This window comes from Bradyrhizobium yuanmingense (genome assembly GCF_029167105.1).
Taxonomy (GTDB): Bacteria; Pseudomonadota; Alphaproteobacteria; order Rhizobiales; family Xanthobacteraceae; genus Bradyrhizobium; species Bradyrhizobium yuanmingense_A.
The window spans coordinates 19,454-44,053 of record NZ_JARFML010000019.1; the positions used below are offsets into that span (position 1 = coordinate 19,454).

The following is a 24,600-nucleotide window of genomic DNA, read 5'->3' on the forward strand; positions in this document are numbered from 1 at the left end:
ATTCGCTGCAGGACAACATGTTCGACAAGATCCTCATAGCCAACCGCGGCGAGATCGCCCTTCGCATCCTCAGGGCCTGCAAGGAGCTCGGGATCGCCACCGTCGCCGTGCACTCAACCGCCGACGCCGATGCCATGCATGTGCGGCTGTCGGACGAGAGCGTCTGCATCGGGCCGCCGGCGTCCAAGGACAGCTATCTCAACGTGCCCGCCCTGCTCGCGGCCTGCGAGATCACCGGCGCCGATGCCGTGCATCCCGGCTACGGCTTCCTGTCCGAGAACGCGCGCTTTGCGGAAATCCTCGCCGAGCACAATCTGCATTTCATCGGTCCCAAGGCCGAGCACATCCGCCTGATGGGCGACAAAATCGAGGCCAAGAAGACCGCCAAGCGCCTCGGCATTCCCGTTGTGCCCGGCTCGGACGGCGCCGTCGGTCCCGACGACGATGCGATGGCGATCGCCAGGAAGATCGGCTTCCCCGTGCTGGTGAAGGCGGCGGCGGGCGGCGGCGGCCGCGGCATGAAGGTCGCGCACAGCGAGGCGGATCTCCAGGTGGCGCTGTCGACGGCGGCCAACGAGGCCAAATCCGCCTTTGGCGATGCCTCCGTCTACCTGGAAAAATACCTGCAGAAGCCGCGCCACATCGAGATCCAGATCTTGGGCGACGGCCGCGGCGGCGCAATCCATCTCGGCGAACGCGACTGCTCGCTGCAGCGGCGCCACCAGAAGGTCTGGGAAGAAGGCCCCTCGCCCGTGCTCGCCGCCGCCGCGCGGGCCAAGATCGGCGAGACCTGCGCGCAAGCGATGCGCGAGATGAAATATCTCGGCGTCGGAACCATCGAATTCCTGTTCGAGGACGGCGAGTTCTACTTCATCGAGATGAACACCCGCATCCAGGTAGAGCATCCCGTCACCGAGAGCATCACCGACATCGACCTCGTGCTGGAGCAGATCCGCATCGCCGCCGGCGGCGACCTGCCGGCCAGGCAGGACGAGGTCCAGGTCATCGGCCATGCGATCGAGTGCCGCATCAACGCCGAGAATCCGCAGACCTTCCGCCCCTCGCCGGGCCGGATCCTGCAATATCATCCGCCCGGCGGCCTCGGGGTCCGGATCGATTCCGCCGTCTACCAGGGCTACACCATCCCGCCCTATTACGACTCCCTCGTTGGCAAGCTGATCGTGCACGGCAAGACCCGCGCCGAATGCCTGATGCGGCTGCGCCGCGCCTTGGACGAGATGGTGGTCGAGGGCATCGAGACCACGCTGCCGCTGTTCCGCGCGCTGGTGCGCGAAGCCGACATCATCAACGGCGACTACCACATCCACTGGCTGGAGCAGTACCTGGCCGGCAAGGTGGAACCAGCGCCGCGATAATCACATCCTCTCATGGAACCCCTTGCCTCCAATTGCGTTCTGGAAGGTTGGGGCCAGTTCCAAGGGGGCGTTTTGAACTCCATTGCCTGCAGACAGGTGAACCGTCGTGACGGCTGAAGGCCAGCGACGGCGCGCGTTCTGGCAGATCCTGCTGTTCGCAGCGGGTCTTTTTGTGCTGACCGCGATCAGCGCCGGCTCCGTCTATCTCGTCAACAAGGCGCGCGAGGACAGCAAATGGGTGATTCACACCATCGAGGCTCAAAACCAGATCAACGCCCTCCTGCTGGAAATCCGGCGTGCGGAAAGCACCGCCCGAGGCTACCTGCTGACCCGACGATCGGATTTCAAGGCAGACCATGACAAGGCCGTGGCAGCGATCGTGCCTGCGCTCGACAGGCTCACACGCTTGACCGGCGACAATCCGCAGCAGCGCAAGAGCATCGAAACGCTGAGTTCGGCGATCGAGACGCGCCTCGGCCAATTCGCGCAGGAGATGGAGTTCATCCGTCAGGATCAGCCGGAAAAGGCAGCAGCGTTGGTTAGCGAACTGGCCTCTGCCGATACCACGGCCGCCATCGCCGAAGTCGCGACGGGGATGCTTCGCGAAGAGGAACGGCTGTTCCGTCTTCGCACTGTCAACTCCGACCGCAGCCAGACCCTCGCCGCCTCGATGACCGGGATCGGCTCCGGCCTCGTTGTGGTGCTGGCGCTGATCTCGATCTGGCTGGTGCGGCGTTCGGCACGCGTGCGCGATGAAGCCGAAGCGCGGCTGCGCGATGCCAACCTCAATCTGGAGGCTGTCGTCGACGAGCGCACGGCGGATCTGCGCGAAGCCAACGACGAGATCCAGCGCTTTGCCTATATCGTCAGCCACGATCTGCGCTCGCCGCTCGTCAACATCATGGGCTTCACAAGCGAGCTCGAAGAGCTCGGCGGCGACATCTTCCGCCGCATCGGCAGCCTCTCGCACGCCCCTGCGGAAGGGGCGCCGCTCGCGCCCGCCGGGCCGGGCGAGATCGCGCTCGAGGGCGCCGACAAGCAGCTCCAGGAGGATTTCTCCGAAGCGCTCGGCTTCATCAAATCGTCGATCGCCAAGATGGACCGGCTGATCTCGGCCATCCTCAACCTCACCCGCGAGGGCCGGCGCGAATTCCAGCCGGTGAAGGTCGACACGCGCGAGCTGATCGAGGCCATCGTGACGACGCTGGCGCACCAGGCCGCCGAGGCGCAGGCCGAGATTCACGTCGAGCCCCTGCCGGCCCTCGTGAGCGACCGTCTCGCCCTCGAGCAGATCTTCTCCAACCTGATCGACAATGCCATCAAATATCTCAAGCCCCGCGTGCCCGGCGAGATCAGAATCCGCGGGCGGACCAAGCTCGGCTACGCTATCTTCGAGGTCAGCGACAACGGCCGCGGCATCGATCCCAAGGACCACCAGCGGATATTCGACCTGTTCCGCCGCGCGGGAACCCAGGACAAGCCCGGCCAGGGCATTGGTCTTGCCCATGTCCGTGCACTTGTGCGTCGCCTCGGCGGCACCATGTCGGTATCATCGGAACTCAACACGGGCAGCACCTTCACGATCACGCTGCCGATCGCCTGGAACGTGAGCAACCGGAACAGAGATCGATGACCCAGCCTGTCACCATCATCATGGTCGAGGACGACGAGGGCCATGCCCGTCTGATCGAGCGCAACATCCGCCGCTCGGGCGTCAACAACGAGATCGTCTCCTTCACCACCGGGACCGACGCCATGCGGCACCTGTTCGGCGCCGACGGCTCCGGGCTCGTGCAGAAGGGCAACGCGCTCCTGATCCTGCTCGACCTCAACCTCCCCGATATGACCGGGATCGACATCCTGAAGCAGATCAAGGAGAACAAATACCTGAAGGCCTCGCCCGTGGTGGTGCTGACCACCACCGACGATTCCCAGGAGATCAAGCGCTGCTACGAGCTCGGCTGCAACGTCTACATCACCAAGCCCGTCAACTACGAGAATTTCGCCAACGCCATCCGGCAGCTCGGTCTGTTCTTCTCGGTCATCCAGGTTCCGCCCGCCGCCCCATGAACCAGCGCACGCCGACACTGCTCTACATTGACGACGACGGGGCGCTGGCGCGCCTGGTCGATCGCGGCCTGACGCGGCGCGGCTTCCGGGTCGTCCATGCCGCGAGCGGCGAGGAAGGGCTCGAGCACATCCGCCGCGCCGCCGCCCAGAACAGCACCGAAGGCGGCATCGACGTCGTCGCGCTCGATCAGTACATGCCGGGCCTCGACGGGCTCGAGACGCTCGAGCAGATCATGGCGATCCCGGACGCGCCGCCCGTCGTGTTCGTCACGGCGTCGCAGGATTCCAGCATTGCGGTGACGGCGCTCAAGGCGGGAGCGGCCGACTATCTGGTCAAGGACGTCCAGGGCGACTTCATCCCGCTCCTCCACGTCGCCGCCGAGGGCGCGCTGCGCCAGGCCGAGCTGCAGCGCGCACGCGAGGAAGCCGAGGCCGAGATCCACGCCTCGCGCGACCGCTACGCGGCGCTCGCCGCCGAACGCGAGCTCCTGCTGCGCGAGGTCAACCATCGCGTCGGCAACTCGCTTCAGATCATCGCCTCGCTGCTGCACCTGCAGGCAAGCTCCGCCGCGCAGGACGAGGTCAAGGCGGCGCTGACCAACGCGATGGGCCGCGTCGCCGCGGTGGCGCAGGTGCACCGCCGCCTCTACACCTCGCAGGACCTCAAGAGCGTGGTCCTCAATCAGTATCTGGACTCGCTGCTCGAGGATCTCAGGCGGTCGGCCGAGGGCAACCGCATGTCGCGCCTGACGCTGAAGGCCGAGCCGATCGAGATCGATCCGGACCGTGCGGTCGCTGTCGGCATCATCGTCAACGAGCTGGTGATGAACGCGGTGAAATACGCCTATCCCGACGGCGCCGGCCCGATCCATGTCGAGCTGATCTCGCAAGGCGACGACCTCCTGCTCTCGATCACCGACGTCGGCGTCGGCGACAACGCCAAGGCCGATCCGCGCTCCACCGGCATGGGCCAGCGCATCGTCGCGGCCATGGCCACCAAGCTCGACGCCACGGTCGAGCGCGATCCCACGCATTCCGGAACCCGGGTCGTGCTGAAGTTCGGCCGCATGCCCGCAAGCGTCGCCAAGACCAGCACCGCTGCCGCGAGCTGAGCGGTCCGGCCGCACCCATCGCAACTGCATTGCGATCCTGCTATGATGGCAAGCCATGACTTCGCGCGACTCCGCCCCGTCTGAAATCACGCCGGCCGTGCTGCTGCGCGCTTATGCCTGCGGCATCTTTCCGATGGCGGAAAGCGCCGACGATCCGACCCTGTTCTGGGTCGAGCCGGAGCTGCGCGGCGTCATCCCGCTCGACGGCTTCCGCGTCGCCTCGCGCCTCGCGCGCACGGTGCGCTCGGATCAGTTTCGCGTCACCGTCAACACCGCGTTTAAGGCGACCATCGCCGGCTGCGCGGCGCCGCAAGTGGGCCGCGAGGACACCTGGATCAACAAGCGCATCCGCGACCTCTATGGCGGGCTGTTCGAGCTCGGCCATTGCCACAGCGTCGAAGCCTGGCAGGGCGACGAGCTCGTCGGCGGTCTCTACGGCGTCAGCCTGGGGCGGGCCTTCTTCGGCGAGAGCATGTTCCACACCGTGCGCGATGCCTCGAAGGTCGCGCTGGTGCATCTGGTCGCGCGGCTCATTCACGGCGGCTTCGAGCTGCTCGACACCCAATATGTCACCGAGCACCTGAAGAGCTTCGGCGCCGTCGAGATCTCGCGCCGACGCTACACCGCCCTGCTCGACAAGGCGCTGGCCGGCGCGCCCGGCGATTTCCTCAGGCTCTCCGCCGGCGAAGCGATCCCGGGCGCACGCGCCCTCGAGATCATCGCCTCGCGGCAATAACGAACAGCTCGGTTAGCGGCCAAATCCGGGGATGCCGAACAGGCCTGGGCGCTGCTCCGGTGGTGGCGGCGGTGGCGGCGCCGGTTGCTGCTGCTGGATCGGCGGCAGCGGCTGCGGCGGGCGCTGCTGCACCTGCTTCGGCGCGGCCTTCTTCTGCGCGGGCGGCGGTGGCGGCGGCTTGGCCGCGGCCGGATCCGGTGCCGCGGTGGCGACGGTCTGCTGCGGCTCTTTGCAGTCGGTCAGCCAGATGTCGTAGATCGGATGCTCGACGCCGTGCAGGCCGGGGCTCGCCGCATACATCCAGCCCGAGAAGATCCGCTTCACCTCGCCCTGCAAGGTGATCTCGTCGACCTCGACGAAGGCGTCGGTATTGGCGGCTTCAGTCGCCGGCCGCGTGTAGCAGGCGTTGGTCTTGACCCTGAGCGCGCCGAACTGGACGGTCTCGCCGATCTCCTCGTCGAAATTGATGATGCGCCCGGTGATCTTGTCGAGGCCGGAGAAGGTCGCCTTCTTGTTCACGATCTTCTGGGCCGGCGGCTCGGTCACGACCTCGTCGCCCGGCTGGAGGCTGGCCGGGGTCTGCGGCACGCCGCCCTTCTGCTGCGGCTGGCGTTGACCGGGCGCAGCAGGAGCGCCCGGCGGAGCGATCGCGGCGGAGGGCGGCTGGTTCGGCGGCGCAAGGGTCGAGCCCGGCGGCGGCGCCAAAGGCTGGGTCTCGACCGGCCCCGGCATCACGTTACCCTGCCGGCCCGGAGGCGGCATCGGGCGCGACGGCAGCACCCGGCCCTGCGGCGGCAGCTCCGGCACCTCTTCGTCGTCCTCGGGCATCTGCTGCGGCTGGGGCTGGCCGCGCGGAATGCTGCCGGGCGGCCGCAGCGGCGGCGGATCGGAGAAGATCGTGCCGATCTGCGCACTTGCCGGCGTCGCAGCCGTCAGTGCGGTGGCGGCCAAAAGCGCCGCAAGACCGGTCAGGGAAAAGGTTTTGAACATTTCGCGCGGCTTCAACAGCGAATCGGGCTCGTTGGACATTCTACAGGGGATACCGCCGCTCGCAGGCCCTCCGGTTAACACGCCGAATACGGCGGGGGAAGGGCGGCATCCCTGCCCGTCCCGGCCCGGTCTGGCCAGGCGGGCTCCCGAATGGGATAGTCGCGAGCCCCTCGCCGGGGCACCCCCATGGCCGAAGGCGGGCATGCCCTCCAAAGCGCCACGCACCCGACAATCCCGACAGAGATGCCCTTCCTCCTCGAAGCCGCCCTCGCCCTCCCCCTGCGCGCCCTGAGCTGGCTGGGCGGCCAGGGCACGCGCGCGGTGGCGGCGATCGCCTTCATCGCGGTCGCGGTGCCGCCGCTCGGCGCGCTGCTGCGCCCCTACGTCACCGAGGCGATCTTCCTTCTGCTCTGCATCTCTTTCATGCGCGTCGATCTCGTTGCGCTGTACGGACATCTGCGCCGGCCGGCGCTGATCGCGGCCGCCACCGCCTGGACCACGATCGGCGTGCCACTGATCGTCGCCCTTCTCGCCCAGGGGAGCGGGCTCGACAAAAGCTCACCCGGTCTCTTCCTCGCGCTGATGCTTCAGGGCATGGCTTCGCCGATGATGGCAGCGCCCGCGCTCGCGGCGCTGATCGGCCTCGACGCCACGCTGCCGCTGGTCACCCTGGTCACCGCGACCGCGCTCGTGCCCTTCACCGCCTCGCTGTTCGCGAGCCTCTTTCTCGGCGGCATGCTCAGCATCTCGCCGCTCGCGCTCGGCCTGAAGCTATCAGGCATCCTCGCCGCATCGCTGCTTGCCGCCACCATCATCCGCCGCCTGTTCGGCACCGATGCGATCCAGCGCCACAAGCAGCCGATCGACGGCTTCAACATCCTCATCCTGCTGGTCTTCGCATCCGCCGTCATGGGCGACGTGGCGCACGATTTCGTCGCCGATCCGCTGTTTGCGATCACTGTCGCACTGCTCGCCTTCGCGGTCTATTTCGCCCTGCTCGCTGTGACGACACTGATCTTTCGCCGCGCCGGCACCGAGCGCGCCTTCGCCATCGGCCTGATGGTGTCACAGCGCAATCTCGGCCTCATGCTGGCGGCCACCGCAGGCGCATTGCCGCCCACCACCTGGCTCTATTTCGCGCTGACGCAGTTTCCGATCCACCTTGCGCCCTACATGCTGATGCCGATCGCGCGGCGCTTGACGGCGCACACCACTGCGCCCGGCGGAACACAAGAGGCCGATGGTCCCTCGTCTGTGTCGCATCAACGCCGCGGAGGAACATCAATCCCAGGCCCCCGTTGAAGGCGATCATCAACCAACGGAGGTCCGCGATGAAGTTTGCAATGATGTTGGTTCTCGGGGCGCTCGCCCTGGGCTCGGCGGCGAGAGCAGATCAGCCCGGACCCGACTGGATGCCGATGGAACAAGTGAAAACCAAGGTCCTGGCGGCGGGCTATTCCGAGGTCACCAAGCTCGAAGCGGACGATGGCCAATGGGAGGGCGAAGGGGTCAAGAACGGCCAGAAGATGGAATTTCACGCCGATCCCAAGACCGGCGCCATCGTGCGCGAGAAACCGGACAAGTGAGCTTCACAAGTGAGCTTCGGCGACCTGCGCTTTCCGAGCAACGCGGGACACCTGCCATTCCGCGCCACTCGCCCAAGTCCAGTAGAAAATACCCTACCCCGCCCGCGCTGCGCGCCGCAACGCCTGCGGCGGCTGGCCATAGGCGCGGATGAAGGCGCGCCGCATGCGCTCGGGGTCGCGGAAGCCGGTTACCTCCGCTACGCGCTCGATCGCCTCGCGCGAGGCCTGCACGCGCTCCCGCGCGACTTCGAGCCTGAGCCGCTCGATCGCTTTGGACGGCGTCGTGCCGGTCTCCGCGGCGAAGGCGCGGGCAAAATGCCGGGCGCTCATGCCGGCGCGGTCGGCGAGATCCTCCACGGTCAACGGTGCATCGAGATTTTCGCGCGCCCAGGCGAGCAACGCGCCGAAGCGCCCGTTCGGCGCCTTCAGCTCCAGCAGCGACGAGAATTGCGACTGCCCGCCGCTGCGGCGGTGATAGAGCACGAGTTGGCGCGCGGTCGCCTGCGCGATCTCCTCGCCATGATCCTCGGTGACCATCGCGAGCGCGAGATCGATGCCGGCGGAGATCCCGGCCGAGGTCCAAACATTGCCGTCGCGGGTGAAAATCCGGTCCGGCTCGAACTTGATCTTCGGAAAGCGCGCGACGAACTCGCGCGTCCGTGCCCAATGCGTGGTGGCGCGGCGGCCATCGAGCAGCCCCGCCTCGGCGAGCACGAAGGCGCCCGAGCAGACGCTCGCGACCCGCACGCCGCGCCTTGACAGCCGCTGCACGAAGGCCCGCGTGATCTCGCAGCGCGCGGCCTCCGCGACGCCCATGCCGCCGGCCACGACCAGCGTCGTGATCGCGTTCGCCGTCTTGAAGTCACGCGCCATCATCTCGACGCCCGACGTGCTGCGCACCAGCCCCGGCTTGGCCGCCAGCACGCGGATGGCCGGCGACTTGCCGGACACGCGCGCCGCGATCTCGAACACCGAGATCGGACCTGCCGCATCGAGCAGTTGGAAATCCGGGAAAATGAGAATGCCGATCATGGGCCAGTCCGCCGGGCATGTCCGAAAGTGAGGGAATTATGCCATTTATGACAGAAGGGCACCATGCCATTCTGCCGGCGTCAAGCGCATTATCGGAGGCTCCCATGTCGTCACCGCTCCAGATCGGAATCCTGGTATTTCCGCGCGTCACCCAGCTCGACTTCACCGGTCCCTTGCAGGTGTTCGCGATGGTTCCGGACGCAAAGCTGCACCTGATCTGGAAGCGGATCGAGCCGGTGCCGAGCGATTCCGTGCTGACGCTGACGCCGACCACGACCTTTGCAGATTGCCCCCAGCTCGATGTCATCTGCGTGCCCGGCGGCCAGGGCACCAACGATCTTCTCAACGACGAGGACGTACTGGAATTCCTGCGCAAGCAGGCGACAGGCGCCAAGTACGTCACCTCGGTGTGCACAGGATCGCTGGCCCTTGGCGCCGCCGGCCTCTTGAAGGGCTACCGCGCCGCCACCCATTGGAGCGCAATGGAGATGCTCGCACAGTTCGGCACGACGCCGACCAAGACACGCGTCTGCGTCGATCGCAACCGCATCACCGGCGGCGGCGTCACCGCAGGCATCGACTTCGCGCTGACGCTGGTCTCGATCATGGTCGATCGCACCACGGCCGAAGCGATCCAGCTGCAGATGGAATACAATCCAGCCCCGCCATTCAATGCGGGATCGCCCGACACCGCGCCGGCCGAAGTGCTGGCGCTGTTGAGGGAGCGCGGCGCGCAAAACCAGGCGCGACGGCTCGAGGCGGTGAAGCGCGCGGCCGTGCGGGTGGCGTAAAGGATCGTGCTTGCTCTTGTACCCTGACGCAGCGCAGCGCTCTCGAGGCGATGCGGAGCATCATCCGGGAGCGGTGCGCTGCACGCTGCACCGCGTCCGGGACGCGAGGCGAACAACGACAGAAAAAGGCCGCTCGGTTTCCCGAGCGGCCTTTCCTGTCTCACGGTGGCTGCACATTCACATCGGGCGATGTCGGAGCTTCCAGACCGGGGGCCTATCTCCAGATCGAGTCCTTCCTCGGCGGCCGCTGCATCTCGGGACAGTCGCGAACTGTTGCCCGAACCGAACGCGATGGTCTCCCATCTCCGTAAGATGGGATCATTGAGCCGCATCGCCCGCCTCGCGGCAACACCTGCGCAAGCGGCATCCCCGCTGTTCCCGTTGTCCACAGCGGCGCGGCGCGGATGCACGTGCATCCGCTTTGGACGATGGTGATTCGTGAGTCGGCCGAAAGGGGCTTAGCCGGGCGTCCAGGGCTGATAGTCGCCGGTCGCCTTGGGACGCCTGCCGCTGGCAAGCGTCGAGCCGGAGGGGCGATAGGCCTTCGCCGTGCCGGTGAGATTCGGCTGGTGCGGCTTCTCCCACTCGCGCGGCTGGTAATTGATCTCAGTCGGCGGCTTGTCGACGACGTGGTGGATCCAGCCATGCCAGGACGGCGGAATCCGGCTCGCTTCCGCGTAGCCGTTATAGATCACCCAGCGCCGCTCGAAGCCGAGCGTCGGATCGATCGCCCCGCCCCGCGTGCGGTAGTAACGGTTGCCCTGCTCGTCCTCGCCGACCAGCTCGCCATACCGCTTGGTCCAGAGCTGGGTGCCAAAGGTCTGGCCATTCCACCAGGTGAAGAACTTGAGGAAGAATTGTTTCATGCGGCAAGGGCCCTGCTTCGTGGGGTCCTGATGCCATCCGGGGGGCGAAATGTCCAGTTCGGCAGGCGCGTCGGCACCCCCGCAAATCCGCCTGCCGCGCACGCCCCTGCCGCAAAGCGGACGCGATTCATTCATGCCCGGTACAGCGGCGGGACCTGAGGCTCCGTGCGCGCGCAAACCGACGTGATCCCAGGAACCCCCGCGCTTTCGTAGGGTTTGCTTTCCGGGAAAGGAGTTTACCATGAACAGTCTGAAATTGTTGAGTGCCGCCGCGACGGTGGCGTTGGTTCTTCCCTTGGCGAGCCCGAGCTTTGCGCAGCAGAGCCGTGCCGCCGCGGTCGGAGCGGGCGGTGGCGCCGCGGTCGGTGGCGGAGGTGCCGCGGTCGGTGGCGGAGGCGGCGGCTTCGGTGGTGGCGCCCGCATGGGCGGCGGCGGCGCCGCGTTCCAGGGCGGTGGCGGCGGTGTCGGGGGCGGAGCCGCAATGCGCCCGGGCGGAGGTAATTTCGCAGCCGGAGGCGCGGTCCGTCCGGGTGGTGGCAGTTTCGTCGGGGGCGCGGCAGACCGCGCCGCTATCTCGCCGAGCTTCAGCGGGACCCGCAGCGCTGCAGTCGCGGGCAACTGGCAAGGCGGCAACTGGCAAGGCGGCAGCGGCAACTGGAGCGGTCGTCACTGGCACGGCGGCCGCCACCATCACCATCGCCACGGCGGCTTCTGGCCGGGCTTCGCGGCTGGCGCCGCGATCGGCGGCCTCGGCTCCTACGCCTATTACGGTAGCGGCTACGGCTATTACGATGATCCCTACTACTACGGCTACTATGACGAGCCGACGGTCGCCGTGGTGCAGGATGGCGGTGGCGACCCCGCCTATTGCGCGCGGCGCTTCAAATCTTACGACCCTGCCTCGGGCACCTATCTCGGATACGACGGCCGTCGGCATCCTTGCCCGTAAGCAGATCGCCAAGACGAGAGGCGAAAGGCGTCGCAGCGATGCGGCGCCTTTTTTGCAATGTCTTCCTCGCCCGTTTCGGCTTCATGACCCTCGCGCGTGCACGGATACATACAAATCGATGCAAATGGACCTTTATGCACCAAACCGTGCATATCCTTGGCGATCCAATCCCAAATTGACCGGACCCACGATTCGCGGATATCACAAACCAAAGTGGGGACTTCGATCTTCTGGGAAGTGTCATGCCGCGTATTCTCGTGGTTGATGACGATCCGATGGTCGGCGCGACCATCGAGGTCCTCCTCCAACGTCAGGGCTTCGATGTCACGTTGACCGACGGCGGCGAAACGGGACTGGCTGCGCTGGAATCGCAAGCCTTCGACGTCATGCTGGTCGACATCTTCATGCCGCATATGCGCGGCTTCGAATCCATCCGCATCTTTCACGAGCGCGCCCCTGCCACGCCGCTGATCGCGATGTCGGGCTATGCCTTCGCCTCGTCCGCCTCGCCCTCTCCCGATTTTCTCCGCATGGCGCTGGAACTCGGCGCTACGCGCTGCCTGCGCAAGCCGTTCACGCCGGAAGCGCTGCTGACCACGATCCGGGAATGCCTTGCCGGCGCCGGCGAGAGCGCGCCGCCGAAGGACAAGAAAGAAGCCCCTTGATTCCAACGCAGCGCGTCATTCTCGGTACTGGACTTGCCATCCTCCTGATCATCACCGCGGCTTCGATCGCCCTCGACGTCAAGTCGCGGTCCGACGCAGCACGGGTGAACCACACCGTCGAGGTGCAGAAGAAGATCTCCGATCTGCGCGTGCTGCTGCGCCGGGCCGAGAGCGCCGCGCGCGGCTACGAGCTCTATCGCACCCAAGGCTTCAGCGACGAGTTTCAGGCGGTGCACGCCAAGATCGCGCCGGCCCTCGCCGAGCTCAAGCGCGACGTGCGCGACAGCCCCGATCAGGTCGCGCTGCTGGAGGGCACCGAGCCGCTGGCGCTGCGCCGGATCGAGATCGCCGCCACCGCGATGCGCCTGCGCGCCGCCAACGACCAGGCCGGCATTGCCGCGCTCAACAGCAGGGCCGAGGGCCGCGGCCTGATGGACAGGGTGATGGGCAATCTCGACCGTCTGAGCGCGGAGGAAGAGCGCCTGCTCGCCGCCCGCTCCCAGGATTCGCGCCGCACCGGCATCGTGCTGCTCGGCATCGACGTCGCCGGCGCCTTGCTGATCCTGCTCCTGGTCGCGTTGGTGATGCGTGAAAGCCGCCGCACGACGGGTGAGCTCCAGAGCTCGCTCGAGCAGACCCAAGCCGCCAAGACGGCGCTCGAGGCGGCGGTGGCCGAGCGCACCGAGCACCTCGTCGCCGCGCATGACGAGCTGCGCCTGTCGGTCAACGTGCTCCAGAGTACGTTTCGCAGCATGGCGGAGGCGGTGCTGGTCATCGATGTCGAGGGCACCGTGCTGCTGTCCAATCCGGCCGCCGAGCGCATGCTGGTGCATCGCACCGGCATGAACGTCGGCAATCTGCGCGCGCTGTCCGACGTGTTTCACGGCGACGGCGTCACGCCGCTTCCGGCCGACGAGCTGCCGTCGACGCGCGTGCTGCGCGGCGAGCAGTTCGAAGACCTGGAGATGATCGTCCGCCCGCACAGCGGCAACCTGCCGCGCCATCTCATGGTCAGCGGCCGGCCGATGCGGGACGGGCAAGGCAACATTTCCGGCGCGGTGCTGGTCTATCACGATGCGACGACCTCGCGCGAGACCGAGCGGCAGCTGCACCAATCGCAGAAGCTGGATGCGATCGGCAAGCTGACCGGCGGCGTCGCGCACGACTTCAACAACATGCTCACGGTCATCTCCGGCAACACCGAGACGCTGGTGGAAAGCCTGAAGGACCAGCCCGAGCTGCAGCGCACGGCCCGGCTGATCGACGATGCCGCCGAACGCTGCGCCGAGCTGATCCAGCACCTGCTGGCGTTCGCGCGCCGCCAGCCGCTCGAGCCGCGCAATGTCGACATCAACGCCGCGATCTCGGACATCGCCAAGCTCCTGCGCCCCACCCTCGGCGAGCAGATCCAGATCGAGACCGTGCTGGAGCAGGGGCCGCTGACGACCCATATCGATCCGTCCAGGCTCACCAACGCCGTGCTCAACATGGCGATCAACGCCCGCGACGCCATGCCGAACGGCGGCAAGCTGCTGCTGGAGACCCACCGCGTCGTGCTCGACGAAGCCTATGCGCAGGCCAATGCCGACGTGGCAGCGGGCCCCTACATCATGCTCGCGGTCAGCGATACCGGCACCGGCATGCCCCCCGACGTGCAGCAGAAGGCGTTCGAGCCCTTCTTCACCACCAAGGAGGTCGGCAAGGGATCCGGCCTCGGCCTCTCCATGGTCTACGGCTTCGTCAAGCAATCCGGCGGCCACATCAAGATCTACAGCGAGGAAGGCCACGGCACCACGATCAAGCTCTATCTGCCGCCGGGTGAAGGCGCCGCGGACGTCGCGGCTGGCGTCACGCCGCAGGCCGAAGGCGGCGCCGAGACCATTTTCGTGGTCGAGGACGATCCGCTGGTCCGCAACTTCGTCACCGCGCAGCTGCAGAGCCTCGGCTACAAGACGGTCGCCGCGTCCGACGGCAAGGCGGCGCTGGACCTGATCGAGGCCGGCCAGAGCTTCGACCTGCTGTTCACCGACGTCGTCATCCCCGGCGGCATGAGCGGCCGCGAGCTCGCCGAAGAGGTGGCAAGGCGCCGGCCGGGCGTGAAGGTGCTCTACACCTCCGGCTACACCGACAACGCGATCGTCCATCACGGCAAGCTGGACGACGGCGTGCTGCTGCTGACCAAGCCCTATCGGAGAAACCAGCTCGCCGAGATGATCCGCAAGGCGCTGAGCGGCGGCGGGATGGTGCCGAGCTAGCGCGTGAACTGCCGAAGGCGCGCTGCAGTCACACCGTATATGCTGCAGTCACACCATATATGAGGTCGAGGACACTGGCTCCGGACGTGAGTTCCGGTTGTCCTTGTGAGACGCCGTAGCTCGCCCGCATCCGCGCCGGAGGAGTTCCGACACCGCGCGATGCCGGGAATAAGGCCGTTTTGATCTTGATCAGGTCAGTCTCAAGCAAAAATCAAGCCCACCTCAAGGACAAATGTCTCACCAGACCAGTCTCTGAGCATGTTCTCGGCGACAAATGTTGGAGTCGGTGTCGCGAGAGTCTGCTTGCGGAGCGCGATACCAAGCGCATTCACCAGATGCACAGCTAGGATCTTGGTCTGCGGCCGGAACTGCCGGCGCAGCTTCGACAGGTGCTCGCATGAAAAGACGAGAGTTCATCTTGTTGATTGGTGGAGGACTGGCCTGGCCTGCGATCGCACGGGCGCAGGGCGGAACCAAGCTGCATCGTATCTTCTGGGTCTCGACTGAGTCCGAACCGGATCCCTTCCTGGACGGCTTTCGCGAGGGAATGCGCGCGCTGGGATACGTCGAGGGCAGGAACGTAACCTTCGAGACGCATTATGCTCCTGGAAATCCGCAGGCACTGCGCAAGATCGTCTCCGAGTTGCAGCGAGCGGATATCGACCTCGTGGTCTCGAGCGGTCCGGCGACACGCGCCATGACCGCCGTCACCGACGTCCCCGTGCTGTTTGCATTGAGCGGCGACCCCGTCGCTTTGGGTGTGGTGAAGAGCCTTTCTCACCCCGGCACCAATTTCACCGGCAGCACATTCCTGTCACTCGAGCTGGCAGGAAAGCGCGTTGAGCTGCTCAAGGACATCTATCCAAAGCTGCGAAAACTGGCGGTCTTCTCGAACACGGATCATCCGGGAGAGCCACTGGAATGGCGCGCGACCTTGGAGTCGTGCCGAAATCTCGGCATTGAGGCAACCTACGTTCCGTTCTCCGGCGCTCGCGAAATCGAGAATGGGTTGATGGCTGCCGGCAAGGTGGACGCAGAAGCTCTCCTCGTGTTTCCCGATGCTGTGACGCTGGTGCATCGCGCGAAGATTACGGAGCTTGCAATCGCGCGCCGGCTGCCTTCGATGTTTGGCTGGTCTGAATATTGTGACGCTGGAGGTCTCTTGAGCTACGGCGCAAACCAGCGCACGACCTATTTTCGGCTTGCCACTTATTCCGATCGCATCTTGCGCGGTGAAGATCCGTCAGATCTTCCGGTGATGCGTCCCGACAAGTTTGAACTGGCAGTCAATCTGAAGACAGCCAGGCTCGTGGGCATCGACCTTGATGTGTCGTCGATCCTGTTTCGCGCCAGCAAGGTGATCTCCTGAGATTAATCAATGACGGACGCTGCTGCGCAGCCCTCTTCGTGTACGATGCCCCCGCGTCGCTCGCTGTTCTGCAAGTACTTCGCGACGTTGTTTGTCGCTGCGGTCGTGCCTCTGATACTCGGCGCGGCCGTCGAGGCTTCTTTCGGCTACCGAGACCAGCGCCGCCAGATCAGCGCGGTGCTGCAGGCCGATGCTCGCGCGGCGTCCGACAGGATCGAGGCGTTCAGCGAAGGCATCCGAGATCAGCTGGGTTGGATGGTGCAGCTTCCCTGGGCTGCCGGAGGCGATGCGCAACATAAGATCGATGCCTTGCGTCTCCTCCAGCAGGTGCCTGCTATCGTTTCGGTTTCGCTCCTGGATGAGACTGGCACCGAACGGGTCTTTGTCTCCAGGCTGCTTCTGAACAGGACCGGGCGCGGCATTGATATGTCTACAGATCCCGCTGTTGTGGGCGCTCGCGCCAACAAAGTCTGGTACGGACCGGTTCAGTACCAGCGAGATTCAGAGCCCTACATGAGGATCGCGGTTGCCGGCAGCCTGCCGGAAGCGGGGGTTGCGATCGCCGAGGTCAATCTGAAGCTGATCTGGGATGTCATCGCAGCCATCAGAATTGGCGAGACCGGCTACGCCATTGTTGTCGATAACTCCGGTCATCTGATCGCACATCCCGATATCAGTCTGGTTCTGCGCGGTCGCGCCAGCTCGGGCAGTTTCGGCCGGATCAAGCATCTCGTTGGCGCGGCGAGTGGAGGGGCGGTGATAACCGGGGACCAAGGCAACCCGGTGGTGGCGCTTTCCGTTCGGGCCGCCGATGTGGGATGGACGGTGATCGCGATGCTGCCGACCTCGGAAGCCTTTGCATCAATTCGCGCGGCGTTGTGGCGATCGTCGATCCTCATCGCCTTCGGTGTTCTTATCGCGCTGGCGCTCGCCTATTGGCGCGCGCACAGAATGTCCGGTCCGATCAAGCAACTGGAAGAGGGCGTGGAGCGGATCAGAACCGGACAATTCGAGCATCGCATCAAAATCTTCAGCGGTGACGAGTTGCAGCAGCTGGCGTTGCGCTTCAATGAAATGGCTTCTGAACTGGCGATCTCGCAGCAGAAATCTGCGCGGATCGAACGGCTGAAGCAGTTCCTGCCGTCACAGGTCGCCGAGTTGGTCGAGCATTCTCATGAACTGCTCGAAGGGCAGCGACGCGAGGTGGCTGTCATTTTTGGCGACTTGCGTGGCTTCACGGCGTTCTCCACGCGCAATGAACCCGATGTCATCATGGCCGTCATGCGAGAGTACTACGAGGCCGTCGGCGCCGTGACCACTCGTCACGAGGCAACGCTCATCGGCTTTGATGGCGACGGAGTCATGCTCCTGGTTAATGCCCCGGTCGCATGCGAACAGCCGGCAACTCAAGCCGTCCGGCTCGCGATCGACCTGCAAACGACGGTGCAGTCCCTTGCCGGCAAATGGTGTGACGCCGGCCACGCGATCGGCTTTGGTGTGGGCGTTGCCATGGGACCGGCAACGGTAGGAACGGTTGGTTATAACGGTCGGCTGGACTACACGGCGATGGGAGCCGTGGTGAATCTCGCGTCACGGCTCTGCAATCTCGCAAAGGACGCGCAGATCCTGGCTGATCCCACGATCGCTGGAAGGGTCAGGGATAGCGTGCCGATGGCATCGCTGGGACAGCGGACTATCAAAGGCTACGACCGGGCTCTCGAGGTCTTTGCCGTCGCACCTGCTGACCTTCCGTCGAAACCGCCGGGCTCGGCACGACGGATGCGCGAGAAAGAGGCCCAGGACCACTGATACCCCGGCGTCCGGACGGCTAGCGCGTCGCCAGCACCACCGCCGCCAGCGTGAGCAGCAGCGCGGCGATCTGCCCTGCCCCGAGCGGCTCGCCAAGGGCGACCGCCGAGGCGACGACGCCGATCACCGGCACCGCCATGGTGCCGATCGCGGCGACCGAGGCCGGCAGGCGCGCGAGCGCTGCGAACCAGCTGACATAGGCGATGCAGAACTGCCCGACGACCGAATAGACCAGGAGCCACCAGCCGAGCGGCGTCACCTGCGACAAATGCGTGGTCTCGATCAGGAGGCCGACGATCGAGATCGGCAGGCAGCCGATCCCGATCTGCCAGGCTGCCGCCGTGAGCGGCGGCAGGTGAATCGGGTACTTCTTCGAGAGCACCGTGCCGAGGGCAAAGCCGAACGCGCCGACCAGCACCATGATGATGCCCGGCAGCTTCTCGGTGCTGGCGGCAATGCCGTTGCCGCCCATGATCGAGGCAAGCCCCGCGAAGGCCAGCACCAGGGCGAGCGTGCGCAGGACCGTGGGCCGCTCCCCGAGGACCGGCCAGGCGATGATCGAGGCCCAGACCGGCATCGTATAGGCGATCAGCGCCGCCTCGCTTGCCGGCAGCCAGAGCAGCGCAAGGCCCATCAGCACCATCCAGCCGGTGACGTTGAGCGCGGCCGCGGTGAGCAGGCGCGGCCAGATCGCGCCCTGAACGTGCAGGCTTTGCCGCCGGATCACCGCAAGCAGCGCCAGCAGCAGCGCGCCGAGCACGCCGGTGACCCCGCGCAGCGTCAAAGGCGGCAGCTCGGCGAGCAGGAATTTCGTCACCGGCCAGTTGAAGCCCCAGCCGATCGACGTGATCGCAAGGAACATCAGGCCGGCCGTGGCGATGCGCGGCCGCATGCCCGGCGTCGTCGAATCAAGCATGTCGGCTAGTCCGGCAAATCTGGCGGTCAACTTGGCCCGGATTCGCGGGTCCCACCACCGCTCTGGCGGGCATGCCTGCCCTCACCGTCCGTAGGGCTACGTGAGTCCTGCTGGCGCAATCCCATTGCTCAAAAATATACCTGCCCTGTGAACAGCGGGATGAAGGCCCCGCATCATCACGGCATGCAAATTTTTTCAGTTGGGAATCCCTGAGGACTCACTGATACTTGGGTCCAGGACAGGCGCGGCGAAGACCCCTGTTATCCCCCACAATCCACCATATTTAGTATTTGATTCAGGAACTCGCACTAGTTCTTGACGGGCGCAACGGAGAGTCCTAGCTTTCGGTCCGTTCGGCGCGAGTGAGTTTGCGTCCCGCCGGCACTCCCCCAAAGGGTCTCGCAAATCTTATCTCCGCCAGCCGGCCAAGGGCTGCGGAATGAGGGCGTGTCTGCCCTCGGAATGAGAGGCTCTTCGGGGCGCCAGAACGGGCCGGCAACAGGCTCGGATGGCATCGAAGACGAAGTGACGTTGTGGGGCGTTGAACGCATGTCGCGCACATCCCCTTGGGGGCGGATGGGTGTGGACATGCCGGCGGGATGATCGATGCGACGCATCGAGCTCGCGCCGGGAAAAAACAGGGCCGGATCCACCGGCTGAACTGCGGTGGCCCGAGGCCGAACGGCCGAAGGCGCCCGCGAGATGCAATGACGACCCGGAGACGCCCACAACGAGGGGCGGGACCGGTCAAAGAAAAGGACGGGGCAAGACCATGCGGATTGAGCGGCGCCACACCACTTCGGGACAGTCACCTTATGCGGGAATCGAATTCCGCCTGACCACGTCGGAGATTCGCAATCCCGACGGCTCGGTCGTGTTCAAGCTTGATAACGTCGAGGTGCCCGCGGAGTGGTCGCAGGTCGCCTCCGACGTTCTCGCCCAGAAGTATTTCCGCAAGGCCGGCGTTGCCGCGCGCCTGAAGAAGGTCGAAGAGGAATCCGTCCCCTCCTTCCTGTGGCGCTCCGTGCCCGACACCGACGCGCTCAATGCGCTGCCCGAGAAGGAGCGCTATGTCAGCGAGCTCTCGGCCAAGCAGGTGTTCGACCGCCTCGCCGGCTGCTGGACCTATTGGGGCTGGAAGGGCAAGTATTTCTCGACCGACGAAGACGCCCAGGCCTTCTACGACGAGCTCCGCTACATGCTCGCCATGCAGATGGTCGCGCCGAACTCGCCGCAATGGTTCAACACCGGCCTGCATTGGGCCTATGGCATCGACGGCCCCGGCCAGGGCCATTATTACGTCGACCCCTTCACGGGCAAGCTGACCAAGTCCAAGTCGGCCTACGAGCACCCGCAGCCGCATGCCTGCTTCATCCAGGGCGTCGGTGACGACCTCGTCAACGAGGGCGGCATCATGGACCTCTGGGTCCGCGAAGCCCGCCTGTTCAAATACGGCTCCGGCACTGGCTCCAACTTCTCGCGCCTGCGCGGCGAAGGCGAAAAGCTCTCCGGCGGCGGCCGCTCCTCCGGCCTGATGAGCTTCCTCAAGATCGGCGACCGCGCCGCGGGCGCCATCAAGAGCGGCGGCACCACGCGCCGCGCCGCCAAGATGGTCGTCGTCGACGTCGATCACCCCGATATCGAGACCTATATCGACTGGAAGGTGAAGGAGGAGCAGAAGGTCGCGGCCCTCGTCACGGGCTCCAAGATCAACCAGAAGCACCTCAAGGCCGTGCTGAAGGCCTGCGTGAACTGCGAAGGCTCGGGCGACGATTGCTTCGACCCCGAGAAGAACCCGGCGCTCCGCCGCGAGATCAAGCTCGCGCGTCGCTCGCTGGTGCCCGATAACTACATCAAGCGCGTCATCCAGTTTGCCAAGCAAGGCTACAAGGACATCCAGTTCGACACCTACGACACCGACTGGGACTCGGAAGCCTACCTCACCGTCTCCGGCCAGAACTCCAACAACTCGGTCTCGCTCAAGGACGACTTCCTGCGCGCGGTCGAGACCGACGGCGACTGGAATCTGAACGCCCGCACCTCGAAGAAGGTGACCAAGACGCTGAAGGCGCGCGACCTCTGGGAGAAGATCGGCTACGCCGCCTGGGCCTCGGCCGATCCGGGCCTGCACTTCAACACCACGATGAACGACTGGCACACCTGCAAGGCGTCCGGCGATATCCGCGCCTCCAATCCGTGCTCGGAATACATGTTCCTGGACGACACGGCGTGCAACCTGGCCTCGGCCAACCTGCTGACGTTCTACAACACCGAGACCAAGCGCTTCGACGTCGAGGGCTATGAGCATCTCTGCCGGCTCTGGACCGTCGTGCTCGAAATCTCCGTCATGATGGCGCAGTTCCCGTCGAAGGCGATCGCCGAGCTCTCCTACGAGTTCCGCACGCTCGGCCTCGGCTACGCCAATATCGGCGGCCTGCTGATGACCATGGGCCTGCCGTATGACTCTAAGGAAGGCCGTGCGCTCTGCGGCGCGCTGACCGCGGTCATGACCGGCATCACCTACAAGACCTCCGCGGAAATCGCTGCTGAACTGGGCACCTTCCCCGGCTACAAGAAGAACGCCGCGCACATGCTGCGCGTGATACGCAACCACCGCCGCGCCGCCCACGGCCAGTCAAACGGCTACGAGGCGCTCAGCGTCAACCCGGTGCCGCTCGACCTCGTCTCCTGCCCGCAAGGAGACCTCGTCAGCCATGCCCAGGCGGCCTGGGATGCGGCGCTCGAGCTCGGCGAGAAGCACGGCTATCGCAACGCCCAGACCACGGTCATCGCGCCGACCGGCACGATCGGCCTCGTCATGGATTGCGACACCACCGGCATCGAGCCCGACTTCGCGCTCGTCAAGTTCAAGAAGCTCGCCGGCGGCGGCTACTTCAAGATCATCAACCGCGCCGTTCCGGCGGCGCTACGCGCGCTCGGCTATCGCGAGAGCGAGATCGCGGAGATCGAGGCCTACGCCGTCGGCCACGGCTCGCTGGCGAACGCCCCCGGCATCAACGTCTCCACGCTGAAGGCCAAGGGCTTCACCGATGACGCCATCGCCAAGGTCGAGAAGGCCCTGCCGACTGCGTTCGACATCAAGTTCGCCTTCAACAAGTGGACCTTCGGCGAGGATTTCATCCGCGACCAGCTCGGCATCGGCGCTGAAGCCATTGCCGCCCCCGGCTTCGACCTGCTCCAGGCCGTCGGCTTCACCAAGCGCGAGATCGAGGCGGCCAATGTCCACATCTGCGGCGCGATGACGGTGGAAGGTGCCCCGCACCTCAAGGCCGAGCACTATCCGGTGTTCGACTGCGCCAATCCCTGCGGCAAGATCGGCAAGCGCTATCTCTCGGTCGAGAGCCACATCCGCATGATGGCGGCGGCGCAGCCCTTCATCTCGGGTGCGATCTCCAAGACCATCAACATGCCGAACGACGCCACGGTGGAGGACTGCAAGTCCGCCTACATGCTGTCGTGGAAGCTCGCCCTGAAGGCCAACGCGCTCTATCGCGACGGCTCGAAGCTCAGCCAGCCGCTCAACTCGCAGCTCATCAGCGACGATGAGGACGAGGACGATGCGGTCGAGCTGCTGCACGAGAAGCCGATGGCGGCGCGCGCCACGCATGTGGCCGAAAAGGTCGTCGAGAAGCTGGTCGAGCGCATCGTCGTGATGCGCGAGCGCGAGAAGATGCCGGATCGCCGCAAGGGCTACACCCAGAAGGCGGTCGTCGGCGGGCATAAAGTCTATCTCCGCACCGGCGAATACGATGACGGCCGTCTCGGCGAGATCTTCATCGACATGCACAAGGAAGGCGCGGCGCTGCGCTCCTTCATCAACAACTTCGCCATCGCGGTGTCGCTCGGCCTGCAATACGGCGTGCCGCTCGACGAATATGTCGACGCCTTCACCTTCACCCGCTTCGAGCCGGCGGGCCCCGTGCAGGGCAACGACAGCATCAAGTACGCGACCTCGATCCTCGACTACGTCTTCCGCGAGCTCGCGGTGAGCTATCTCTCGCGCTTCGACCTCGCCCACGTCGATCCCAACGAGACCGGCTTTGACGCGCTCGGCAAGGGCGTCGAGGAAGGCAAGGAGCCGGACGAGGACGGCGGCCACCACGCGACCAAACTGGTCTCGCGCGGCCTCACCCGCTCGCGCACGGACAACCTCGTCGTGATGCGCGGCGGCAGCACCGCCATCAGCCAGGGCAACGACAGCGCGCCCTCAGGCGGCAGCAAGGTCACGGCGATGGCGGCCCACGCCACCAGCGCCCGCCTCAGCGACGCCCTCGAAGGCGCCGTCGCCCTGAAGCAGGAAGTCCAGCACGACCTGTCGCCGACGGAGAAGCTGGAGCAGCTGCAGTGGAGCAAGGCCGGCACCGCCGCGACCGCCGCCCCCACCAAGGCCGAGCGCCGCGCGGAAGCCAAGGCCAAGGGCTACGAGGGCGAGATGTGCTCGGAGTGCGGCAACTTCACGCTGGTGCGGAATGGGACGTGCATGAAGTGCGATACGTGCGGCAGCACGACGGGGTGCAGCTAAGCCCATTGACCGGACCGAACACCCCAACTGTACCGCTGAGGCCGCTCGTACGTGAGCGGCCTCTTGCGTTGTGCGATGAAAGCAAGGCTGAGCAGTTCGTTACGGGAGGAGTACTATGGCTCCCGCCTAACGCGCGCGAAGAGGCTCGGAACGCGCTATTCCGACTGAAAGATGCTCGCGATGTCCCAATGGATGCAAAGATTCACTGCCGCATTCTGTTTAGCGGCGATGCGCGTCGCCGCTCGCCATTCCTGCATTTTTCGCCAGCAGACGCTCACGCCTTCGTGGAAGAATGCGTGAACTTGATGCTAAATTTAGGAGGGCGCTGGTTCTCTGCATGGATCGATCAAACACGCTACCCGCAACAGCTAAAGCTCGTCAACGGACTCCCATTTGACGTCAATGAAAAGCACTTGGCGGGCCTCGCCTGCTTCGCAGCAATTGCGAACATGCAACATCATGAAGGCACGACCTACCTACTAGCATTCGATACTGACCGCACGAAAATTGACTGGGGTCTCGCGCGCCTACAAGCCACACATTTCACTCGCGTCCATTCAAATGCAGTCGAGCTATCATCGGGTTACGTTTGTCTTTTGGATATGGCCGACATTTGTGCATACGCAACTGCGCAAGCAATTCTCGCCGCTCATGGCAAGCCTAACAAGAAAGCTGCGCGATTTTTGGATCTAGCGAAAAGCATGAATATCCAGACGTCGGAGTTTTGTTATCAGCAAAGAGGCGTCGGCCCGTTGGAACGAAGCAGCACCTTGGCGTCGGACGAACAGGAGAAGAAGTCGTGAAGTTTAGACTTCTCTATGAAGGTCCAATCGCACCACGACAACGAGCAAGCCTTTCCGACATTCATGCGATCCGGCTAGCTCTAGCTCCCCAACTTCGGGAACTCTGGCGGCACTCTCCTCTGCGAACCGAAGCAGAGAAGATGCTGCAGGAAGAATACGACATCCCTACAAGCAAGATCGGCATCCTTGAAACGCGCGGCACAACAGTCTTTGCGCCCCTTGTTTCGAAACGCCTGGATCTTCTCTGCGAACTTGAGATCACGTTCTTGCGACGGCAAGCACCAGGTCAACTGATCGGCGATGGTGGGGACATTGATAATCGCATCAAGACTCTTCTTGACGCCTTAGCAATGCCGCCGCCTTCACAACAGAAGCATTTCGAAAACGCAAGTTCGAGTGATCCAATCCATTGCTTGCTCCAAGACGACTCTCTAGTCACCAAACTATCAGTTGAAACCGATCGCCTTTTGAGACCCGCCAAAGGGGAATACGATTTGGTAGCAATTATCGGCACCAAGGTGACCGCGAGCCGTCTGACGTTCACAAACATGGGTCTCATCAACTAGCTCGTGGGAGGGGTAGAGCCCTTGCGAAACCCGTCATTCTGCGACGGCTCGACGGCTATTGATGGCTTTCGCTTCGCTCTACCCCACCTACGAGCTACGAGCTCGATCGCCTTAATCGCAGATTGGCTCCCACTTCGATGCTGGTCGATACCCTGCCCCCAAATTT

20 protein-coding genes are annotated in these 24,600 nt (G+C 64.9%); 16 read left to right on the forward strand and 4 right to left on the reverse strand.

Features of this window, described 5'->3' with window-relative positions; genetic code table 11:
* The first annotated feature begins 17 nt into the window (after window positions 1-17).
* From accC to aat, 5 genes are all read left to right on the forward strand, one after another.
* The gene (gene accC, locus P0R31_RS23740) at window positions 18-1,376 is read left to right on the forward strand and encodes an acetyl-CoA carboxylase biotin carboxylase subunit (protein WP_275516619.1); all 1,359 of its coding nucleotides are present in this window, start codon (window positions 18-20) and stop codon (window positions 1,374-1,376) included.
* A gap of 106 nt (window positions 1,377-1,482) precedes the next feature.
* A complete protein-coding gene (locus P0R31_RS23745; RefSeq protein WP_275516620.1) occupies window positions 1,483-3,009 on the forward strand; it encodes a sensor histidine kinase in 1,527 nt (508 codons plus the stop codon).
* Entirely contained in the window at window positions 3,006-3,446 is a 441-nt protein-coding gene (locus P0R31_RS23750; protein ID WP_275516621.1) for a response regulator, read from the forward strand. Before P0R31_RS23745 ends, P0R31_RS23750 begins: the two co-directional genes overlap by 4 nt.
* On the forward strand, window positions 3,443-4,558 hold the full coding sequence (locus P0R31_RS23755; RefSeq protein WP_275516622.1) for a sensor histidine kinase: 1,116 nt from the start codon (window positions 3,443-3,445) through the stop codon (window positions 4,556-4,558). The genes P0R31_RS23750 and P0R31_RS23755 overlap by 4 nt, the downstream gene beginning before the upstream one ends.
* A 55-nt stretch (window positions 4,559-4,613) precedes the next feature.
* Window positions 4,614-5,294 (forward strand): leucyl/phenylalanyl-tRNA--protein transferase, encoded by a 681-nt coding sequence (gene aat, locus P0R31_RS23760; protein ID WP_275516623.1) that lies wholly within the window; start codon window positions 4,614-4,616, stop codon window positions 5,292-5,294.
* A gap of 12 nt (window positions 5,295-5,306) precedes the next feature.
* Here aat and P0R31_RS23765 read toward each other — a convergent pair whose 3' ends face one another.
* Window positions 5,307-6,323 carry a DUF2155 domain-containing protein gene (locus P0R31_RS23765; protein ID WP_275516625.1) on the reverse strand — a complete coding sequence of 339 codons (1,017 nt, stop codon included), beginning with the start codon at window positions 6,321-6,323 and terminating at the stop codon, window positions 5,307-5,309.
* A 204-nt stretch (window positions 6,324-6,527) separates the two neighbouring features.
* Here P0R31_RS23765 and P0R31_RS23770 point away from each other — a divergent pair, with 204 nt between their 5' ends.
* The gene (locus P0R31_RS23770) at window positions 6,528-7,586 is read left to right on the forward strand and encodes a Na+-dependent transporter (RefSeq protein ID WP_275516627.1); all 1,059 of its coding nucleotides are present in this window, start codon (window positions 6,528-6,530) and stop codon (window positions 7,584-7,586) included.
* Between the two features lie 29 nt (window positions 7,587-7,615).
* The gene (locus P0R31_RS23775; RefSeq protein WP_275516787.1) at window positions 7,616-7,870 is read left to right on the forward strand and encodes a PepSY domain-containing protein; all 255 of its coding nucleotides are present in this window, start codon (window positions 7,616-7,618) and stop codon (window positions 7,868-7,870) included.
* A gap of 93 nt (window positions 7,871-7,963) precedes the next feature.
* Here the strand turns inward: P0R31_RS23775 and P0R31_RS23780 are convergent, their stop codons facing one another.
* Window positions 7,964-8,902 carry a GlxA family transcriptional regulator gene (locus P0R31_RS23780; protein ID WP_275516629.1) on the reverse strand — a complete coding sequence of 313 codons (939 nt, stop codon included), beginning with the start codon at window positions 8,900-8,902 and terminating at the stop codon, window positions 7,964-7,966.
* A 104-nt stretch (window positions 8,903-9,006) separates the two neighbouring features.
* On the opposite strand from P0R31_RS23780, the gene P0R31_RS23785 reads away from it, so the two are divergent.
* Window positions 9,007-9,693: a DJ-1/PfpI family protein gene (locus P0R31_RS23785; RefSeq protein ID WP_275516630.1), complete on the forward strand. Its 687-nt coding sequence runs from the start codon at window positions 9,007-9,009 to the stop codon at window positions 9,691-9,693.
* Window positions 9,694-10,151: 458 nt separating this feature from the next.
* On the opposite strand, the gene P0R31_RS23790 is transcribed toward P0R31_RS23785, so the two are convergent.
* Window positions 10,152-10,559 (reverse strand): NADH:ubiquinone oxidoreductase subunit NDUFA12, encoded by a 408-nt coding sequence (locus P0R31_RS23790; RefSeq protein WP_225132265.1) that lies wholly within the window; start codon window positions 10,557-10,559, stop codon window positions 10,152-10,154.
* A gap of 241 nt (window positions 10,560-10,800) precedes the next feature.
* Between P0R31_RS23790 and P0R31_RS23795 the strand changes: the two genes are divergently transcribed.
* The 5 genes from P0R31_RS23795 (at window position 10,801) to P0R31_RS23815 (ending at window position 17,606) form a co-directional block, all read left to right on the forward strand.
* On the forward strand, window positions 10,801-11,508 hold the full coding sequence (locus P0R31_RS23795; RefSeq protein ID WP_275516632.1) for a BA14K family protein: 708 nt from the start codon (window positions 10,801-10,803) through the stop codon (window positions 11,506-11,508).
* A 242-nt stretch (window positions 11,509-11,750) separates the two neighbouring features.
* Window positions 11,751-12,173 carry a response regulator gene (locus P0R31_RS23800; protein ID WP_275516633.1) on the forward strand — a complete coding sequence of 141 codons (423 nt, stop codon included), beginning with the start codon at window positions 11,751-11,753 and terminating at the stop codon, window positions 12,171-12,173.
* Window positions 12,170-14,428, forward strand: coding sequence for a CHASE3 domain-containing protein (locus P0R31_RS23805; RefSeq protein ID WP_275516635.1), 2,259 nt, complete (start codon window positions 12,170-12,172; stop codon window positions 14,426-14,428). Before P0R31_RS23800 ends, P0R31_RS23805 begins: the two co-directional genes overlap by 4 nt.
* Before the next feature lie 397 nt (window positions 14,429-14,825).
* Window positions 14,826-15,797 carry an ABC transporter substrate-binding protein gene (locus tag P0R31_RS23810; protein ID WP_275516637.1) on the forward strand — a complete coding sequence of 324 codons (972 nt, stop codon included), beginning with the start codon at window positions 14,826-14,828 and terminating at the stop codon, window positions 15,795-15,797.
* Between the two features lie 9 nt (window positions 15,798-15,806).
* On the forward strand, window positions 15,807-17,606 hold the full coding sequence (locus P0R31_RS23815) for an adenylate/guanylate cyclase domain-containing protein (RefSeq protein ID WP_275516639.1): 1,800 nt from the start codon (window positions 15,807-15,809) through the stop codon (window positions 17,604-17,606).
* Between the two features lie 19 nt (window positions 17,607-17,625).
* Here P0R31_RS23815 and P0R31_RS23820 read toward each other — a convergent pair whose 3' ends face one another.
* Window positions 17,626-18,522 carry a DMT family transporter gene (locus tag P0R31_RS23820; protein WP_275516641.1) on the reverse strand — a complete coding sequence of 299 codons (897 nt, stop codon included), beginning with the start codon at window positions 18,520-18,522 and terminating at the stop codon, window positions 17,626-17,628.
* A 772-nt stretch (window positions 18,523-19,294) separates the two neighbouring features.
* On the opposite strand from P0R31_RS23820, the gene P0R31_RS23825 reads away from it, so the two are divergent.
* The 3 genes from P0R31_RS23825 to P0R31_RS23835 all read left to right on the forward strand — a co-directional run bounded on the left by P0R31_RS23825 (window position 19,295) and on the right by P0R31_RS23835 (window position 24,434).
* The gene (locus P0R31_RS23825) at window positions 19,295-23,065 is read left to right on the forward strand and encodes a vitamin B12-dependent ribonucleotide reductase (protein ID WP_275516643.1); all 3,771 of its coding nucleotides are present in this window, start codon (window positions 19,295-19,297) and stop codon (window positions 23,063-23,065) included.
* Between the two features lie 188 nt (window positions 23,066-23,253).
* Window positions 23,254-23,868, forward strand: coding sequence for a hypothetical protein (locus tag P0R31_RS23830; protein ID WP_275516644.1), 615 nt, complete (start codon window positions 23,254-23,256; stop codon window positions 23,866-23,868).
* Entirely contained in the window at window positions 23,865-24,434 is a 570-nt protein-coding gene (locus P0R31_RS23835) for a hypothetical protein (RefSeq protein ID WP_275516646.1), read from the forward strand. The genes P0R31_RS23830 and P0R31_RS23835 overlap by 4 nt, the downstream gene beginning before the upstream one ends.
* Window positions 24,435-24,600 lie beyond the last annotated feature (166 nt).

Coding starts and splice junctions, on each gene's coding strand:
- accC (WP_275516619.1), top strand. CDS start 18: ATGTTCGACAAGATCCTCATAGCCAACCGCGGCGAGATCGCCCTTCGC.
- P0R31_RS23750 (WP_275516621.1), top strand. CDS start 3,006: ATGACCCAGCCTGTCACCATCATCATGGTCGAGGACGACGAGGGCCAT.
- P0R31_RS23755 (WP_275516622.1), top strand. CDS start 3,443: ATGAACCAGCGCACGCCGACACTGCTCTACATTGACGACGACGGGGCG.
- aat (WP_275516623.1), top strand. CDS start 4,614: ATGACTTCGCGCGACTCCGCCCCGTCTGAAATCACGCCGGCCGTGCTG.
- P0R31_RS23765 (WP_275516625.1), bottom strand. CDS start 6,323: ATGTCCAACGAGCCCGATTCGCTGTTGAAGCCGCGCGAAATGTTCAAA.
- P0R31_RS23770 (WP_275516627.1), top strand. CDS start 6,528: ATGCCCTTCCTCCTCGAAGCCGCCCTCGCCCTCCCCCTGCGCGCCCTG.
- P0R31_RS23775 (WP_275516787.1), top strand. CDS start 7,616: ATGAAGTTTGCAATGATGTTGGTTCTCGGGGCGCTCGCCCTGGGCTCG.
- P0R31_RS23780 (WP_275516629.1), bottom strand. CDS start 8,902: ATGATCGGCATTCTCATTTTCCCGGATTTCCAACTGCTCGATGCGGCA.
- P0R31_RS23785 (WP_275516630.1), top strand. CDS start 9,007: ATGTCGTCACCGCTCCAGATCGGAATCCTGGTATTTCCGCGCGTCACC.
- P0R31_RS23790 (WP_225132265.1), bottom strand. CDS start 10,559: ATGAAACAATTCTTCCTCAAGTTCTTCACCTGGTGGAATGGCCAGACC.
- P0R31_RS23795 (WP_275516632.1), top strand. CDS start 10,801: ATGAACAGTCTGAAATTGTTGAGTGCCGCCGCGACGGTGGCGTTGGTT.
- P0R31_RS23800 (WP_275516633.1), top strand. CDS start 11,751: ATGCCGCGTATTCTCGTGGTTGATGACGATCCGATGGTCGGCGCGACC.
- P0R31_RS23810 (WP_275516637.1), top strand. CDS start 14,826: ATGAAAAGACGAGAGTTCATCTTGTTGATTGGTGGAGGACTGGCCTGG.
- P0R31_RS23815 (WP_275516639.1), top strand. CDS start 15,807: ATGACGGACGCTGCTGCGCAGCCCTCTTCGTGTACGATGCCCCCGCGT.
- P0R31_RS23820 (WP_275516641.1), bottom strand. CDS start 18,522: ATGCTTGATTCGACGACGCCGGGCATGCGGCCGCGCATCGCCACGGCC.
- P0R31_RS23825 (WP_275516643.1), top strand. CDS start 19,295: ATGCGGATTGAGCGGCGCCACACCACTTCGGGACAGTCACCTTATGCG.
- P0R31_RS23830 (WP_275516644.1), top strand. CDS start 23,254: ATGGATGCAAAGATTCACTGCCGCATTCTGTTTAGCGGCGATGCGCGT.